This window comes from Streptomyces marianii, from assembly GCF_005795905.1.
Classification (GTDB): domain Bacteria; phylum Actinomycetota; class Actinomycetes; order Streptomycetales; family Streptomycetaceae; genus Streptomyces; species Streptomyces marianii.
The window spans coordinates 8190810-8206582 of the sequence record NZ_VAWE01000001.1; the positions used below are offsets into that span (position 1 = coordinate 8190810).

The window sequence follows — 15773 nt, forward strand, 5'->3', positions numbered from 1 at the left end:
GCCACGGATGGGCTGGGGGTGTGATGGATCCTGCTGTTCTGGCGGCGACATCAGCATCGATCGTGGGGGCGCTGACCACCGACGCCTGGCAGCAGGTGCGGGACCGTACGGTGCGGCTGTTCCGCAGCGTACGCCCCGAGCGGGCCGAGAATCTGTCCGCCCAGCTCGCAGAGGCGCGCGATCTCATGCTGGCCGCGGAGGGCGGTGGCGGAACCCGCGTCGCGTACGAATTGACGGTCACTCTACAGCGTCACCTGCAGGATCTCGTCAGCGACGACTCCCTGGCCGAGCATCAGCTTCAATGGCTCGTCGGTGAACTGCTGACACTGGCACCGGGCCCTGAACCTTCCTCCCCTCATTCGCCCCTGCTGCACCAGACCTTGGGCTTTCAACGCGATTCAGCCGTACAGGGCCAGCAGATCGTGGCACGCACATTCGGACCAGCCCTGCCCGGTCCTCCGTCCGTCGTGTCCGGGCCATGGACGTCGACTCACTCCGTGCTCGACCGGCTCGGCGGTGCCGCGCGGATGCTGCCGCGAGCCGTACCGACGTTCACCGGCCGGGACGAGGAGATGCACGAGCTGCTCCATGTGCCGGACACCACCGAGACCTCGCCCGTGTACCTGCTGCACGGCATGCCGGGGGCCGGGAAGACCGCACTGGCCGTTCGCGCGGCCCATCGGCTCACCGAGCGGTTCCCTGACGGGCAACTGTTCATCAACCTGCGCGGTCACGACCCCGCCGACAGCCCGGCGGTGCCGTTCCAGCTCCTCGGCTCACTGCTGACGGCCGCGGGCGTTCCGCCGGACGTCCAGCCCGGCAGCGTCCACGGACGCGCCGGACTGTGGAGAAGCTGGCTGTCGTCCAAGCGCGTACTCATCGTCCTCGACGACGCAGCCGACTTCAGCCAGGTCGAGCCCATGCTTCCCGGCTATCCCGGGTGCCTGACCCTGGTGACCAGTCGCCTCCACCTCGAGGCCGCCGAGGTGACCAAAGCGGTTCCCGTCGACGTCCTGCCTCCTGAGGCCTCGGCACAGCTCTTCGACCGCCTGCTCAGACACCGCGGGTTCGAAGGGGACGCGCGGGACGTGCCCGAGATCGCCCGCCTCTGCGGCAACCTGCCCCTCGCCCTGGTGCTCGCCGCCGGCGTTCTGCTCGCGCACCCCACCTGGCAGGTCCCGCACCTCGTGGAGGAGCTGTCCCACTCCACCCGCCGTGTCAACCGGCTGACCAGCGGCCGGGACTCCCTCACCAACGCGCTGAGCACATCCGTGCGCAGCCTCGGGCCGACCGAACAGAGATTCCTGCGCTTCCTGTGCATGCACCCGGGCCCGGAGCTGGAAAAGCGAGCAGCCGCCGTACTGGCCGGCACGACGGTGGACTACGCCGACACCTGCCTCGACTCGCTCTACCGCCACAGCCTCCTCACGGAGATCTCGCCGGGGCGCTTCCGGATGCACGTTCTCCTCACCTCGTACCTCAACGCCCTCTCGGCGGAACTGCCGGACGAGGAGGCCGAAGAAGCTCCTCGGCGCCGCCTCGTCGACTACTACCGCCGCACCGCCGTAGCCGCCTACCTCCTCGAAACGCAGCAGGACATCGCCGCACTGGAGATCCCGCTGCCCGAGTCCGCACCGGCCCTCAGCGGCCCCTCCCAGGCCGCGGCCTGGCTGGCATCCGAACTGGACAACCTCGCCGCCTGCACCCAGTACAGCGCGGATCATCCGGAAGCCGTGGCCGACCTCGCCACCATCGTGACCGCCTACCTCCTGCGCGAAGGCGACGACGGCCTGCGCACCGCACACGAACTCGTCCACGCCGGCCGTCGCAGAGTGGCCGGCCGAGGGGACATCCGAGCCGATGCCCTGTTCACCCACCTGTCAGGGCTGCTCGCCATCGCAGGGGGTGATCTCCCCCGTGCCGTGACCGATCTCGGACGCGCCGCGGAGACCAGCCGCGACGACACGTGGGCACTCGGAACGGCACGCGCGCTCTACACACTGCACCTCGCCTTGAGGCTCTCCGACCGACCCGATGACGCCCTCACCGCCCTCGAAGAAGCCGTGCGATGGTTCAAGCACGCCGGCGACCACCAGGGACTTGCCAAGGCCCGACGGAAACTGGCCGCGCTCACGCCGGCCGTTCCGCACGAGCCGGCACCGTCGACGAGTCTGCCCGCCCGGGCGGCGGCGGACGACTTCCTGACTCAGCTCGAGAACCTCACCCTCGCCATGCACGCCCAGCGGGGCGCCGGACGGCGCGACACCGCGGCGCTCACGGACGAACAGGCCGCCGAACCGGGCCTCGTCCTCCCCGGCAGCGGGGGGAGCGGCAAGGAGCCTCCTGAGCCACCGCCGGGTACGGCCGACTTCTTCGACGACGAGCAGCACGATCCGGCCGCGGCCGACGGCAGCGAATCCCAGGCGGACGAGGACGGACTCGTGCAGCCGGATCTCTCCGTGGAGGCCCTGGACGCGGTCGACGACCAGCACATCAACTTCTGGTTCGCCGACGCCCCATCGGACGAGCAACCGCTGCGGACGGGGCAGAACTACACCGGCTGCTTCCAGGTCGGCCCCGACCACCCGGACAACCTGACCGCGGGGGAGCCCGGTCAGCGCATCATCCCCGCCGGCGACATCCCTGACGCCGGACTCCTCACGCACTGGCTCGTGTGGTCCACCACCAGCGAACTGTCCCTGCCCGACGCCGCAGACACCCGGGCAACGGAGAGCATCACGGCAGCGGGCGACACACAGCAGTGGATGGTCGAGTTCGAGCTCCTGATCCCCCCGCAGGGCGAGTCCGAGCAGCGCCTGGTCACCATCACACCGCGCACGCCCGGCACGGCACGCATCGACGTGCAGGTCCTGGTGGGCAACGACCCCTACCGTGACCTGACCATCGAGTTCCCCGTCGACGAGGAGCGGTCGGGTCCAACCTCACCCGACACAGATCTCCCGATCGAGCCTGACGTCCACGCCCCCAGGGACCAGTCTGCGGACGTCCCGACCCCCCGCCACTCCACCCAGCCGACAGCACCGGCAGACACCACCCGTTCCGCCGGCCAGGGCCACAAGGCGTTACGGCCGCGCAAGCTCCACCGCACCCTCCGGATACAGGAGCGCCGGGGCAGGCGCGCCCGCGAGACCGGCCTTCTCGTCCCGCACCAGTGGCAACGAGCGGGCAGCACGCTCTCACTGTTCGTCAACCCGCCCCGCGCCTGGTGGACGATGGAGGTCGACGGCGCGCCCGGCAAGCGCCGCAAGGGGACGATCGCCTGGGCACCGCAACCCGTCGCCGAGCAGAGAGTCCGTGAAGCCCAGGAAGCCCTGGAACGGTTCAGGCAGGAGCGGGGCGACCGGTACAACACGATCACCGCCGCGGACGTCGCCTCCCGGTTGCGGGCGTTCACGCCACGCACCGACTGGTCTCTCGCCCCCCGCGCATCCGAGACGGACCGGCAGGCATGGGGCGAGGACGCCCTCAGCGCCGAACTGCACGACCTCGCCCATGCCGGCCGTCGGCTCTACCACGCCATGTTCCCCCGCAGGAGCGAACTGGAATCGCTCATCAGCGAACTCGCCCCGGGGGACCGGCTGCGCATCTTCTGGGAGCCGGGGGAGCCCCAACACGTCCCGTGGTCCCTCCTCTACCGCGGCAGCCCTCCCGGTACGGGACAACCGGTCGACCCCCAAGACTTCCTCGGCCTGCGCCTGAGGGTCAGCCACGTGCCGTACCCGCTGAGTGGTCCGCGCTCCATCGACAGGCATGGAGCCCGAGCCCATCTCATGTACTGGGGCGGACTGACCGACGACGCGACGCTGAGGACCGCGCAGGAGCACGCGTCGGAGCTCGCCACTTGGCGCCCGCTCGTCCTCCCCAGACAGAAGGACCGCCGCAAGGAAGAGCTCTCGGAGTTCCTCTTCGACCCCGCGCCCGTAGAGCTCATCTACGTCTTCTGCCAGGCCGCGACCGGAGCAGGCAACAGGCCCAGCCTGCGATTCGGCAGCACCAACGACCCCTGTGACGTCCTCAACCTCTCGGACATGGGCGACGCGGACCTCGACGACCACCCGTTGGTCTTCCTCAACGCCTGCGAGACATCAGCAGCGCACCACACCTACAGCAACGAACTGCAGAACATGTTCCTGGGCCGCGGCTGCCGCGCCTACATCGGCACCGAGAGCAAAGTCCCCACCGTGTTCGCGGCCCGCTTCGCCTGCGTCTTCTTCCACTTCCTCTACACCCGGCCCCGCAACGGTGAACCCACCGCCGCCGGGGAGGCACTCTCCCAAGCCCGCAAGTTCTTCTGGGACGAGTACCGCAGCATCGGCGGTCTCTTCTACAACTACGTCAACGACGACCAGATCTTCGTCGCCCACCCCGACGAAGTGGCCGCCCTGCGACAGCCCGGCCAGCACGCCGTTCCGACACGATGAGGTACGTGTGACACCACAGCACCACCCCGACGACATCGCCGGCCGCTACCTCACAGGCGACACACGCACCAGGATGAACCTCATACGCGACCCTGGAGCCGCGACCGCGCTGCGCGGTCTGCTCGGCACCCGCGCGTACACCGAGCTCGCCGAGCTGGCCGGCCCTCGGCCCCAGGAACACCTGGGTGACGACCAGGCCACCAACCTTGTCTTCGTCCCCGGCGTCATGGGCAGCATTCTCGCCAGCACGGGTCTGGGCGGAATCTGGTGGCTCGACGTCAAGTCCCGCCACCGCATCGACAGCCTCGCCCTGTCCGCCGACGGACTCAGCGACGCCCACCCCTCCTTCAAGATCAGCCCCGTCACCGTCGACTCCCTCTACGAGGGTTTCCTGTTCTCGGCCGAAAGGCGACAGAACACCCACCCCCTCGCCTTTCCCTACGACTGGCGCAAGCCCCTCAGCGCCAGCGCCGACCACTTCCACCAGACCGTCCTCGACCGAAGAGCCGCCGCTCACCGGCGGGGCCCCATCGACGTCGTGGCCCACAGCATGGGCGGTCTCGTCGTCCGAACGGCCCTCATGCGGCACCCGGACCTCTGGCGGCACCTCGGCAAGATCGTCTTCCTCGGCACACCGCACTACGGTTCCCCCGCCATCGGCGGCTATCTGAAGAACCACCTCTGGGGCTTCGAGCTCCTCACACTCCTCGGCCGTTATCTCTCCCGCGAGACGTTTCGTACCCTGCACGGCGTCCTCGGCCTGCTGCCCGCCCCCGCCGGCGTCTACCCCGCAAGCTCCGGCGAACGCACCGCAGACACCCCCTACGACCACCCCTGCGGCAACTTCGACTTCTACGACGCCGGCGCATGGTGCCTCAACCTGGCCCCCGCACAGGAACTGCAACTGCAGTCCGTACTCGACGCAGCCGCCCGCCAGCACCACGACCTCCACACCTGGCACCAGTCGCTCGACCAGGCGCTGCGCGACCGCATGGCCGTCATCGCCGGCACCGGCTTCAAGACCCTCTTCCGGCTCGCCTACAACAAGCGCCTGGGAATGCTGTGGCAGCACATGGACCGCATCACCGCACGCATTCCCCACCACGCAGACCGTGATGGGGACGGCCGCGTCCCGCTCGCCTCGGCCCGCCTCCCGTGGACCGCGGAAACACGCTACGTCCACGGCGAGCACAGCAGCCTGCCCAACCTTCCCGATGTCCAGCAGGACGTCTGGCGCTTCCTGAACGACCAGCCCATGCGCCTGCCCACCAGCTCCAAGGCAGTCATGGGCGAGCATCTCGCCGTCGCGGCCGAGAGCATCTCCGCCCTCTCCCTGCCCGAGCCGCCGGCTCAACGCGCCGCCGACGATCCCGGCTACCTCGACATCACCGGCCCCACCGCGGCCGGCCTGGCCGAGCTCGAGAGGCAACTCGACACCGGCAACCTGCAGGACTTCATCCGCACCCGGCTCCTCTGACACCACCCGAGGCATCCGTCCCGTCCCCGGTGGGGCGTTGCAGGAAGTCGCGGGCGGGGCTGACGGGCGTTCGCATCCGTCCCGTAGCCGCTGGTGACGCCGGATGCCCGTCCCCGGTCTCCGGGCGACGGGGACGCAGTACGGCCGGGCCACCCCCACCACCGGCGGTGCCCCTGACGCTCGCCCCCGCGGCAGCACGGCGGGACTCCCGCGTCAGGGTCGGCGGAGGCTGTCCATCCGTCGGGGAGGGGTGTGCCTCGGGGCACATCCGCGAGAGTCCGAAAAGAACCCGGACCGCGATGTCGAGAACCCGCGTCCGGCTCCGTCCCAGCGGTGAACGCGGCCACAATGGGTCGCACGAGCACGAGGAGAACCCCGATGGCCAAGTACCTGCTGCTGAAGCACTACCGCGGCGCCCCGGCTCCGGTCAACGACGTACCGATGGGCCAGTGGAGCCCGGAGGAGATCACCGCCCATGTGCAGTACATGAACGACTTCGCGGCCCGGCTGGAGGAGACGGGCGAGTTCGTCGACGGTCAGGCGCTCGCCCCCGAGGGGGCCTGGGTCCGCTACGACGGCGAGGGCCGCCCGCCGGTCACCGACGGACCGTTCGCCGAGACCAAGGACCTCATCGCCGGCTGGATGATCATCGACGTCGACGGCTACGAGCGCGCCGTCGAGCTGGCAGGTGAGTTGTCGGCCGCCCCCGGGGCGGGCGGCAGGCCGATCCACGAGTGGCTGGAGGTGCGCCCCTTCCTGACCGCGCCGCCCACCATCACGGAGTGACGTCGCCGATGGACGAGGTCCTGCTCGACAAGGCCAGTCCAGAGGGGTCGGTCAGAATGGGGGCCATGACCGACGGAACGACCTGGCTCGCTGCTCCCCGATGCATCGCCTTCGGAGGCTACCGCGTGGTGCTCGCCCGAGGGCTCTCCCCGCATGAGCTCGCCGGGCGCCTCGCGGAGACGGTGTCGTACGGCGCGGAGCACGTGGTCGTGGAGGTGGGGGACCACACCGGGGAGTCTCTTCTGGAGTTCATGGACGACACCTACGGCGATTCCTTCGACGGCATCGGCCTGCGCCTCGGTAGCGCCGGTGACTGGGCCTACGCGGTCGCGTACGGCGGCTGGCCGGGTGAGTTCGGCCCTCCGGACCCGGTGTCGCGCGGCGGGACGCACGTCTGCCTCCTGGAGTACGAGGAGGAGAACGGCAAGCCGGTCCCGCCGCAGTTCGCGTACTTCCACGACGGCCGCCTGCTGAGTGCCTGCAATCTGCATCTGGACGGCTCGTGGGGCTATCGGGGGGTCGAAGGCGACCCCGTGACGGCCGCCCCCTTGCAGGAGTTGCTCACCGCCGCCGGCCTTCCGGACCCGGAGCGGGACGGCAGAGAGGTACACCGCACCGCACTGGGCGTCGTGGAGAAGTACTTCGGGCTATCGCTACCGCAAGACCCGATCGTCAGCGGCGCTTTGCCGGCCGTCCTGGTGGAACCGGCGTAGCCCGCAGCCCATTCTCCGCCCCGCGGTCCCTGCGACGCGTCAACGACGGATCCGTCGCTCCCCGCTCGGACCTCCGGGGTCGCCGAAGGTCGTGGGGTCCGTAGCGGACACCGAGGCCCGCTCCGACAGGACGGGGCGGCTCAGGCTGCCGTGCGCTCCGTTCCCACATGCCGCGCCGCGCGGCCCTTCTCCCCGCTGCACGATGACGGTTCTTCCGCCGGCGGGACACGAGTGACGCCGTGCGGCCCAGCGCCTGGGAGCGGGTGAATGTGCGGGCCTTGCCGAGGGCGGGTAGCCCATAGTGGAGCCCTGCACCTGTTGATCAACAAGAACGGACGGCCTGTGTCTCTGACGACTGCGTACAGCGAATCCTCCACCGCGCGCGTGCCCGGACGGTCCTGGACGGTCCGTCTGACGGGCCACGCGGACCACTCCGCCACGGTCTCCTGCAGTACCGCCGCGTGCCGGATGCCGCCCCGCTCCAAGGACCTCGCGAGCTTGCGCGCGTTCGCCGCCCGGCATGCCGCCGCCCATGCCCGCGCCGCCACCATCCGCCCGAACGCCTCCTGCCACTGCCGTGCCGAGCAGTGCGGCGCCCACCAGGACACCCGCGTGCAGTGCGCCGGATCGGTAGTCATGATCCTCCGCCACGACCCCGCCGTCGGACGCGTCTGGACCGCGGCCGAGGTCTGCGCCGGCTGTGCCCCGCTGCTCCCGCACGCCACCGTCGTCGCCAGCGCCCCACGGCCCCGTCCCACCGCCAACGCGGCCGCGCAGACTATGCCCCGGCTCCCCGCCGCCCGGACCACCACTGCGGTGCCAGGGGGCTTCTCCTCGCCCGGCACACCCGGCGCCGAGAACGACGCCGGCGCCGTGCGGCGGCCCCGGCGCGGCGTCCACGGGCCCGGGCGCCGCTCCTGACGGCCCCGACCCGAGCCCCCGCACCACCCGGGCCAACGAGCCCCGCCGGTACCTGTGGCCACTGGCGACCGTCCTGCGTCTCTGCATCGGGAAGAACGTACCGCTGTGCCTCCTCGGAAACGCACCGACCGCTGAACCCCACTCACGGGACAGCTCTCAGGGGGCGGGGAGCCCCGGGTCCTGGGTGTCCCGAACGGCTGGTCACGGTCCCTCTCGCGCCGCTGCCCCCGGCCCGGCCGCCCGCGCTGACCGAGATGAGTGGAAAGGTGCGCCCGGACCAGGCAGGCTGATGGCATGCGGTCGGTCATCCGCTCATCCGTGCGCCCGCGAGCGGACGGTCACCACCGGGTCCTCTGGGTGCTCGCGCAATGCCTGCCTTTCGCGATCGCGGTCCTGGTGGTGGTCATCGAGCTCACGCCCCTGCATGTCATGTACACGGGACCGCTGCTGACCGCAACACCGGCATTGGCGGCGGTCACCATGGGCCCCAGGGGCACGATCGCGGCTGCCGCCTTCGCGCTTGTCATCAGCGTGATCACCGCCACCTACAACCAGGCCTGGCAGAACCAGCAGGTCTACACCAACCTCCTCGCCCTCACACTGGTGTCTGCCGCGAGCATCACCACCAGTAGCGCCGCCCGCACGCGCAGCGAGAACGAGCTCAACCAGATCCGAAGGATCGCCGTCGTCGCGCAGGAGGTGCTGCTGCGCCCGGTGCCCGCCCGGATCGGCCCGCTGCACGCGGGCAGCATGTACGTCGCGGCCGAGACCGGTGCCCAGATCGGCGGTGATCTCTACGAGGCCGTGCAAACCCGCTTCGGGGTGCGACTCATCATCGGCGACGTCCGCGGCAAGGGCCTTCCCGCGGTGCGCGCCGCCGCTGCCGTGCTGGGGGCCTTCCGGGAGGCGGCCCACTACCAGGAGAACCTGGTGGACGTCATGGAGCACTGTGCGGCGGCCCTGGAGCGGGAGCGCCTGTCGCCGGGCGTGGACCCGGACGCCCGCGTGGAGGGGTTCGTCACGGCGCTGGTGGCCCAGGTCCCGCAGGAGCCGGTGGTCGAGATCGTCAACCGCGGCCATCCGTCCCCGCTGGTGCTGCACCGCGGCAGGGCGGAGGCCCTGACGCCGGGGTGCCCGCTGCCGCCGCTCGGCCTTGATGAGCTCCTGCCCGAGCCGTCCGAGGGCAAGGCGGAGTCCTATCCGTTCGTCCGCGGCGACCGCCTGCTGCTGCACACCGACGGTGTGATCGAGGCACGCGACAGCGACGGCGAGTTCTTCGCGCTGCCCGATGCCTTCGAGGCCGTTCGCGGGAACGCCCCCGGAGAGTTCCTGGACGAGCTCCACCAGGCGCTGACACGGCACTCGTCAGGCTGTCTCGCCGACGATATCGCGATGGTGATCATCGAGAGGGTCGATTAGACGGGGGCGGGCCGCTCCGGGTGGCGCCTGCTTTCGCATCCGCTCCGGCGCATCGCTGCTCCACCGTGCCGACGCGCCGCCCGCCAGGCGCGGCCTCCGGTCCGAGCGCCGGCGCCTTCCTCCGAGGGCCGCGAGCCGTTCCGAGGTCTCCCGGGCGCCACGTCGGGACCGCCCAGGCGCCGGTCCCGCTCCCGCGCGTTCATCCTGCCGAGCTCCGAGTGGCGGGCTGACCAGTGGTCTTCGCGCCGGACGACCGCCTGCGACCGGCACGGAGGCCACGGTCGGCGGTGCCGGTGTGCTGCCGGGGCGCACCGGCGGCGCACATTCGCTGATTCGTCCTCGGGGCCACGTCCGCAGATGGGCAGGGCGAGACGAGGTGGTATCGATTCGATCGTCGCAACACTCATTTCAATCGTGACAGCTAGTGGAGACGACGAATTCGAGTGTATCGTCAAACGTAGACGCCATTGAGGAGGCCTGCACATGTCCATGTCCATCGATCGCACCCGGCTGCGGCAACTGCTCTCCCGCGAGGCCGCCGAGTCGACGGCCCGCAATCCCCGCTCGAAGGCCGCGTACGAGGCAGCCGACCACCTGTTCGGACGGGTGCCGATGACGTGGATGAACAAGAACGCCGGGACCTTCCCCCGCTACCTCGCCGGCGCCCACGGTGCGCGGGTGACCGACATCGACGGCCACGAGTACATCGACTTCTGCCTCGGCGACACCGGTGCCATGGCCGGTCACTCCCCGGCAGTCGTCGCCGACGCCGTCGAGCGCCGATTCCGCGAGCAGGGTGGCGCCACCGCGATGCTGCCCACGGAGGACGCCGAGTGGGTGGGCGCCGAGCTCACGCGCCGCTTCGGCCTGCCCCGCTGGTCCTTCTCGCTCACCGCCACGGACGCCAACCGGTGGGCCATCCGGCTGGCACGGGCGGTCACCGGCCGCCAGAAGATCCTCTTCAACAGCTACTGCTACCACGGAAGCGTCGACGAGTCCCTCATCGTCACCGGACCGGAAGGGCGCGGGGCGACCAGTCGTCCCGGCAACGTCGGCGCTCCGTGCGACGTGACGCTGACCAGTCGCGTCGCCGAGTTCAACGACCTGGAGGGGCTGGAGCGGGAACTGGCGCAGGGGGACGTGGCCGCGGTCCTCATGGAGCCCGCCCTCACCAACATCGGCATCGTGCTGCCCGAGCCGGGCTACCTCGAAGGTGTCCGCGAGCTGACCCGCAGGCACGGCGTACTGCTGGTCAACGACGAGACCCACACCTTCTCCGCCGGCCCCGGTGGCGCCACCGCCGCCTGGGCCTTGGAGCCCGACATCCTCACCATCGGCAAGGCCGTCGCCGGAGGTGTCCCGGCCGGTGCCTACGGCCTGTCCGCCGACCTCGCCGACCGACTTCTCCGCCGTGGGGACCTCGACCTCGTCGACATGGGCGGGGTCGGCGGCACCCTCGCGGGCAACGCCCTGTCCGTCGCGGCCATGCGGGCAACCCTCGAGCACGTGCTCACCGACAGTGCCTTCGCGGCCATGTCCGCGCTCTCCGCCCGCTTCGAGCAAGGCGTCCAGAGCGGCATCGAGAAGCACGGTCTGCCCTGGTCGGTCAGCCGCCTCGGCGCCCGCACGGAGTACCGGTTCACGGCGCCCGCGCCGCGCACCGGTACCGAGTCCGCCGCCGCCTCCGACCCGGAGCTCGAGGACTTCCTGCACCTGTGGATGGCCAACCGGGGGGTCCTCATGACGCCGTTCCACAACATGGCGCTGATGTGCCCCGCCACCACCGAGGCCGACGTCGACGCCCACACCACCCTCTTCGCCGGCGCTCTGGCGGAACTGGCAGGCTGACACCCGTGGACGACATCGACCGCGCCATTCTCCGCGAACTCCAGACGGACGGCCGCATCCCCTACGCAGACCTCGGTCCCAAGGTGGGGCTTTCCCCCTCCGCCGCACGGCAGCGCCTGCAGCGGCTCATCGACACGAAGGCCGTCCAGGTCGTGGGCGTCACCGACCCCATGGCCATGGGCGGCCAGGCCATGGCCATGCTCGGTATCCGCGTCGACGGCGACCCGCGGGCCGTCGCCGACGCTCTTTCCGCCCGTGACGAGGTCGTCTACGCGGTGCTCACCGCCGGGCACTACGCCCTCTTCGCCGAGGTCGTCAGTCCTGGGCCGGCCGACCTGCTCGACTTCGTCAACGACGCCGTCCGGCCCATCGAGGGGGTGGCCGGTGTCGACACCTTCCCGTACTTCGGCATCCACACCCACCGCTTCATGTGGAACGTCGGCTGATCGGTCCCTCACCACCGCTTCCAGCCCACGGCGTCACAGCCGTCCCCGTTCGCGGCACGGTCCGCACCGTACGCCGCGGAGAGTCTCCGGCAGCACCGCCGAGTGCCGGACACCGGCCCGCTCCATGCTGCGGCGTGCCGGGCGCTTGCCGCCGGGCACGCCGCCGCCCACCGGGTCTGTCGGCTGCACCGCATGGACGTGAAGTGGTGGGGCATCAGGGGGGTCCGGGCAGGCGGCCCGTCTCCCCGCCGAACCGCCGCACCGTCCCCGGACGGCCCTCAGCGCTCCGCGTCGGTCGTGCGGCCGGGGGTCGGTGGCCGCTTGTACGAGGTTGTGCTCCAGCCGTTCGAGGGTGTGCGGGGCGGCCGTGCGTTCGCCGTCCTGAGGCCGGCCGTGTACCGCTGATCAGAAGGAGGGCTTGGGGCGCCTTCGCCGAACAAGCGCCCGCCCGAGTCCCGCCACCGCAGGACCGGCGCTTCCACGGCCGTGTCGCCCGCGCTCGTGCGAAGCGCGGGCCACACGGCACGGGACGGGTGTCAGGCGTTCGCCGCCGGACCGGCGGTGCGCCGCCGCCGGACCAGCGCGAGCACACCGTCCAGGACCAGGAAGGCCAGCAGGGACCAGCCCAGCAGCGGGAACGCCCAGCCGACGGCGACCACCAGGGGCACGGTCACGGCCAGGGCGGGCCAGGGCAGGTGCCGCCACGTGCCGCGCGCGGGTGCGCGGCCCACCAGGGCACGGCGGTCCGCCCGGGTGGGCCGGCGCTGCCACCACACGCGGTAGCCGAGCACGATGCCGACGCTCAGCCCGAGCGCGATGACCGCGAGGACGATCTGGTTGGCCAGTCCGAAGAGGGTGCCCATGTGGGCGCGTACGCCGAGGCTGCTGAGCTTGGCCAGCACCGGGTGGTCCGCCCAGTCGACACGCGAGGTGATCTCGCCGCTGTGCGGGTCGACGGCCGCCTTGTCCATGCGGACCGGCCACAGGCCGTCGGTCTGGGCGACCGTCCAGGTGCTCTCCTCGTCGGCCGGCACGCTGAGCTCCACCGGACCGTCGAGACCCGCGGCACGGGCCTTCTCCAGGATCCGGTCGGGGCTGAGTCCCTGCGGAAGGCCGCTGTCCACGGCGTTCCCGCCGGTCTCGTGCCCGTCGGAGCGGTCGGAGGAGCCCTCAGCGGATGCGGTGGTGTCCAGTTCGGGCGCGTATGCGCTCAGGGAGGTGCGCAGTTCGGTGAAGCGTTCGCCGGCGTACGCCGACCAGGTCAGACCGGTGGCACTGAGGACGAGCAGCCCGGCCGAGATCCACACGCCGGTGATCGCGTGGAGGCTGCGGCTGCGGCGCACTCCGCGGGCCCCGCGCTCGGGCAGCAGCATGTCGCGCTTCGCTCCCCCCGCGTAGGTGCGCCGGCGTCCGAACCACAGCAGCAGACCGCCCAGGACCAGCACCCACAGCCAGCTCGCGGCGAGTTCGGAGTACAGCCGGCCCGTCTCCCCGAGGTGGAGGTTGCGGTGCAGGTCGTCCAGCCAGGTCGCCAGGGGCGTCGAGCCGGACCAGGTCGTCAGGGCGCCGCGTACCTCGGCGGTGTAGGGATCGACGTAGACGGTGCGCTGCTTGTCCTGCTCGGCGAGCTCGGGGACGGAGAGCACGATCTTGGTGGTGTGGTCGGCGGCCTCGGGCGGGATGACCGACACGATGCTGCCCTCGGGGTGGGCCTCGCGGGCAGACGCTGTCTGCTCCGTCAGCGGTTTCGGCGTCCCACCCACCTCCTCCACCCGCAGCTCCTGGCTGTAGACGAGCTGGTCCAGCTGGGGAACGGCGGTGTACGCCAGCCCGGTCAGCGCCGCTACCAGCAGGAACGGGGCGACCAGGATGCCGGCGTAGAAGTGCAGCCGGGTCAGCAGGGGCCACCAGCCGGAGCGTGTACGACCGTTGGCGGGGGCGGCGGACGAGGTCGTGCCGGACCGGTCGGACGTGGGCTTCTCGTCCGGGGAGTCGGCGGCTGGAGCTCCGTTGGGAGAGGCGTCGGAGGTGGTGCTCATGAGTGGGTTCAGCTCCTGAAGTCCTGCCCGGCCCGCACGCGGCGGGCCGGGGCTGTTCACTGCCGGAAGGGCGCGCGCCACCGATCGGTCCTCGGCGCGACGAGCGGAGCCGCGCGGGAGCCGGGGGCACGCGTGAGAGCCGCCGTGTGCGGCCGGATGGTCCGGCTTCACGGGCGGTGGGAACACCGGCCGGGCGAGCGGCGCGTCGGCACCGCTGCGGTCGGATCAGTGGGTGAACAGCACAGGCGGACCACGCCGGGCGACCATGTGCTCCAGGACCCGGGTGCGGTACGGCACCTCGCGGTCCGAGCCGCGGTCCAGCGGATGGCGGCGGCGTGCGAGCAACGCCCCGACCCGCGACCACCGCCGCAGCAGGGACAGAGCGTGCAGCGCCGCCGACAGGGGTGCGCCCAGGAGTCGGCACAGCCGCCACACCACGGCCTCCCCCTGGCGCAGCCACCAGGCGGCACCGAGCCCGGCGACCAGGTGGGCGAGCAGCATGAGCGGGCTCAGATGGGCGGAGGCCGTGGCCATGCCGACGGATTCGGCCCCTGCGCCGGCGGCTCCGGTCACGACTTCCGAGCCGTAGGCGCCCATATGCCCTGCATGCGACATGAGTTCGACAGGCTGGCCGTTGGCCGCGGAGGGCGACGTCCGGGAGTGGTCCGGGCCGGTGAACGCGAAGAAAAGGTGCAGCGCGCCCTGCGTGACCGTGACCGCACCCGCGATCTGCCCGAAAGTGCGCTCCCGTCCGGCGAGGCGCCCCGCCGTGACCGCGACGGCCGTGCCGCCGACCGCGAGCAGGGCGAAGGGCGGATGATGCCCGCCGGCCACACTGTGCCCGGTGGCCGCCAGGAGCACGCACACCAGGCTGAACACCGCCACCCGCGTGGCACGGAGCAGGCCACGGTCGGCCATCACTCCTCCTCGCGTTCGTCGGGCGGTCATGCCTCTTCCGCACTACTACGTGTGCGGATCCGTCACCGTTCAATCTCGGCCACGGATGGTGCCCCGACAGCGGTCGGGACGGTCGACGTGACCGAGCCCGTGCGGCGCGTGCTCAAGGGGGCGTATGGGCGCGCACGGCTGGGGCCGGGTGAGCTTACCTTGACCAAGAACAGCCGCGTCGTTGGGCGTGGGCAAGGTCCGATGCGGCGCGGGCCCCGAGTTCCGTCACCGATCGTCGCTCTCCATCGGATACGGCAGGTACGTACGCCGGTCGGCGTCGACGGCCGGACGGTCGGCGAAGAGCCCCTGGCGGTACTGCTCCTCGGGGCCGGGGCGCTGGTGTTGTGGACCGCCCGTGCGAGCGCCCGGCACCGCGGGGGCTGGGGCGAGCCCGGCACGACGTACGCCGTCGGACTCGGCTGCGAGATCCGCCACGCGCACGGCTCGTCCACTCCGACGGCCTGGACCTCACCGGACATTCCGCCGCCACCCCGATCGGCATGGGCTGCCGCATCTGCGAACGCCTCGACTGCCCCCAGCGGGCCGCGCCGCCCCTGGACCGCGCCTCGCGGATCGATCAGAACAGCAGCACCTTCGTGCCGTACCCGGTCGACGCGACCGGAACGGGGGTGACCACCTGCCGGGCCGGACCGGTCTGCGTGAGCAAGCGAAATTCGTCGACTGCCGGGAACTGGCACGCCACTTGGACCGACTACTCACCCGTGGGCGGGCCC

General features: G+C 71.3%; 11 protein-coding genes and 1 pseudogene. 9 read left to right on the forward strand and 3 right to left on the reverse strand.

What is annotated here, in order from left to right; all coding sequences use genetic code 11:
* Positions 1–23 precede the first annotated feature (23 nt).
* The 8 genes from FEF34_RS36890 to FEF34_RS36925 all read left to right on the forward strand — a co-directional run bounded on the left by FEF34_RS36890 (position 24) and on the right by FEF34_RS36925 (position 12052).
* Complete coding sequence (locus FEF34_RS36890; protein ID WP_171053233.1) at positions 24–4442, forward strand: NB-ARC domain-containing protein; 4419 nt, start codon at positions 24–26, stop codon at positions 4440–4442.
* A 7-nt stretch (positions 4443–4449) separates the two neighbouring features.
* Positions 4450–5919, forward strand: a complete 1470-nt coding sequence (locus FEF34_RS36895; RefSeq protein WP_138057039.1) for a lipase family alpha/beta hydrolase — start codon at positions 4450–4452, stop codon at positions 5917–5919.
* A gap of 378 nt (positions 5920–6297) precedes the next feature.
* Positions 6298–6705, forward strand: coding sequence for a YciI family protein (locus tag FEF34_RS36900; protein WP_138057040.1), 408 nt, complete (start codon positions 6298–6300; stop codon positions 6703–6705).
* A 65-nt stretch (positions 6706–6770) separates the two neighbouring features.
* Complete coding sequence (locus tag FEF34_RS36905; protein WP_138057041.1) at positions 6771–7418, forward strand: hypothetical protein; 648 nt, start codon at positions 6771–6773, stop codon at positions 7416–7418.
* A gap of 342 nt (positions 7419–7760) precedes the next feature.
* Positions 7761–8339 (forward strand): hypothetical protein, encoded by a 579-nt coding sequence (locus tag FEF34_RS36910; RefSeq protein WP_234042825.1) that lies wholly within the window; start codon positions 7761–7763, stop codon positions 8337–8339.
* A gap of 294 nt (positions 8340–8633) precedes the next feature.
* On the forward strand, positions 8634–9758 hold the full coding sequence (locus FEF34_RS36915; RefSeq protein ID WP_138057042.1) for a PP2C family protein-serine/threonine phosphatase: 1125 nt from the start codon (positions 8634–8636) through the stop codon (positions 9756–9758).
* 483 nt (positions 9759–10241) lie between these two features.
* Positions 10242–11606: a transaminase gene (locus tag FEF34_RS36920; RefSeq protein ID WP_138057043.1), complete on the forward strand. Its 1365-nt coding sequence runs from the start codon at positions 10242–10244 to the stop codon at positions 11604–11606.
* Between the two features lie 5 nt (positions 11607–11611).
* Positions 11612–12052: an Lrp/AsnC family transcriptional regulator gene (locus FEF34_RS36925; RefSeq protein WP_138057044.1), complete on the forward strand. Its 441-nt coding sequence runs from the start codon at positions 11612–11614 to the stop codon at positions 12050–12052.
* 536 nt (positions 12053–12588) lie between these two features.
* Here the strand turns inward: FEF34_RS36925 and FEF34_RS36930 are convergent.
* The 3 genes from FEF34_RS36930 to FEF34_RS43445 all read right to left on the reverse strand — a co-directional run bounded on the left by FEF34_RS36930 (position 12589) and on the right by FEF34_RS43445 (position 15474).
* On the reverse strand, positions 12589–14091 hold the full coding sequence (locus tag FEF34_RS36930) for a PepSY-associated TM helix domain-containing protein (RefSeq protein ID WP_138057045.1): 1503 nt from the start codon (positions 14089–14091) through the stop codon (positions 12589–12591).
* Between the two features lie 225 nt (positions 14092–14316).
* The gene (locus tag FEF34_RS36935) at positions 14317–15009 is read right to left on the reverse strand and encodes a hypothetical protein (protein ID WP_138057046.1); all 693 of its coding nucleotides are present in this window, start codon (positions 15007–15009) and stop codon (positions 14317–14319) included.
* Between the two features lie 255 nt (positions 15010–15264).
* Positions 15265–15474, reverse strand: a complete 210-nt coding sequence (locus FEF34_RS43445; protein ID WP_234043301.1) for a hypothetical protein — start codon at positions 15472–15474, stop codon at positions 15265–15267.
* Here FEF34_RS43445 and FEF34_RS43450 point away from each other — a divergent pair.
* Positions 15376–15650: pseudogene (locus FEF34_RS43450) on the forward strand (short-chain fatty acyl-CoA regulator family protein); the annotation flags it as partial. The gene FEF34_RS43445 and the pseudogene FEF34_RS43450 overlap by 99 nt on opposite strands.
* Positions 15651–15773 lie beyond the last annotated feature (123 nt).

Coding starts and splice junctions, on each gene's coding strand:
- FEF34_RS36890 (WP_171053233.1), top strand. CDS start 24: ATGGATCCTGCTGTTCTGGCGGCGACATCAGCATCGATCGTGGGGGCG.
- FEF34_RS36900 (WP_138057040.1), top strand. CDS start 6,298: ATGGCCAAGTACCTGCTGCTGAAGCACTACCGCGGCGCCCCGGCTCCG.
- FEF34_RS36905 (WP_138057041.1), top strand. CDS start 6,771: ATGACCGACGGAACGACCTGGCTCGCTGCTCCCCGATGCATCGCCTTC.
- FEF34_RS36915 (WP_138057042.1), top strand. CDS start 8,634: ATGCGGTCGGTCATCCGCTCATCCGTGCGCCCGCGAGCGGACGGTCAC.
- FEF34_RS36920 (WP_138057043.1), top strand. CDS start 10,242: ATGTCCATGTCCATCGATCGCACCCGGCTGCGGCAACTGCTCTCCCGC.
- FEF34_RS36930 (WP_138057045.1), bottom strand. CDS start 14,091: ATGAGCACCACCTCCGACGCCTCTCCCAACGGAGCTCCAGCCGCCGAC.
- FEF34_RS36935 (WP_138057046.1), bottom strand. CDS start 15,009: ATGGCCGACCGTGGCCTGCTCCGTGCCACGCGGGTGGCGGTGTTCAGC.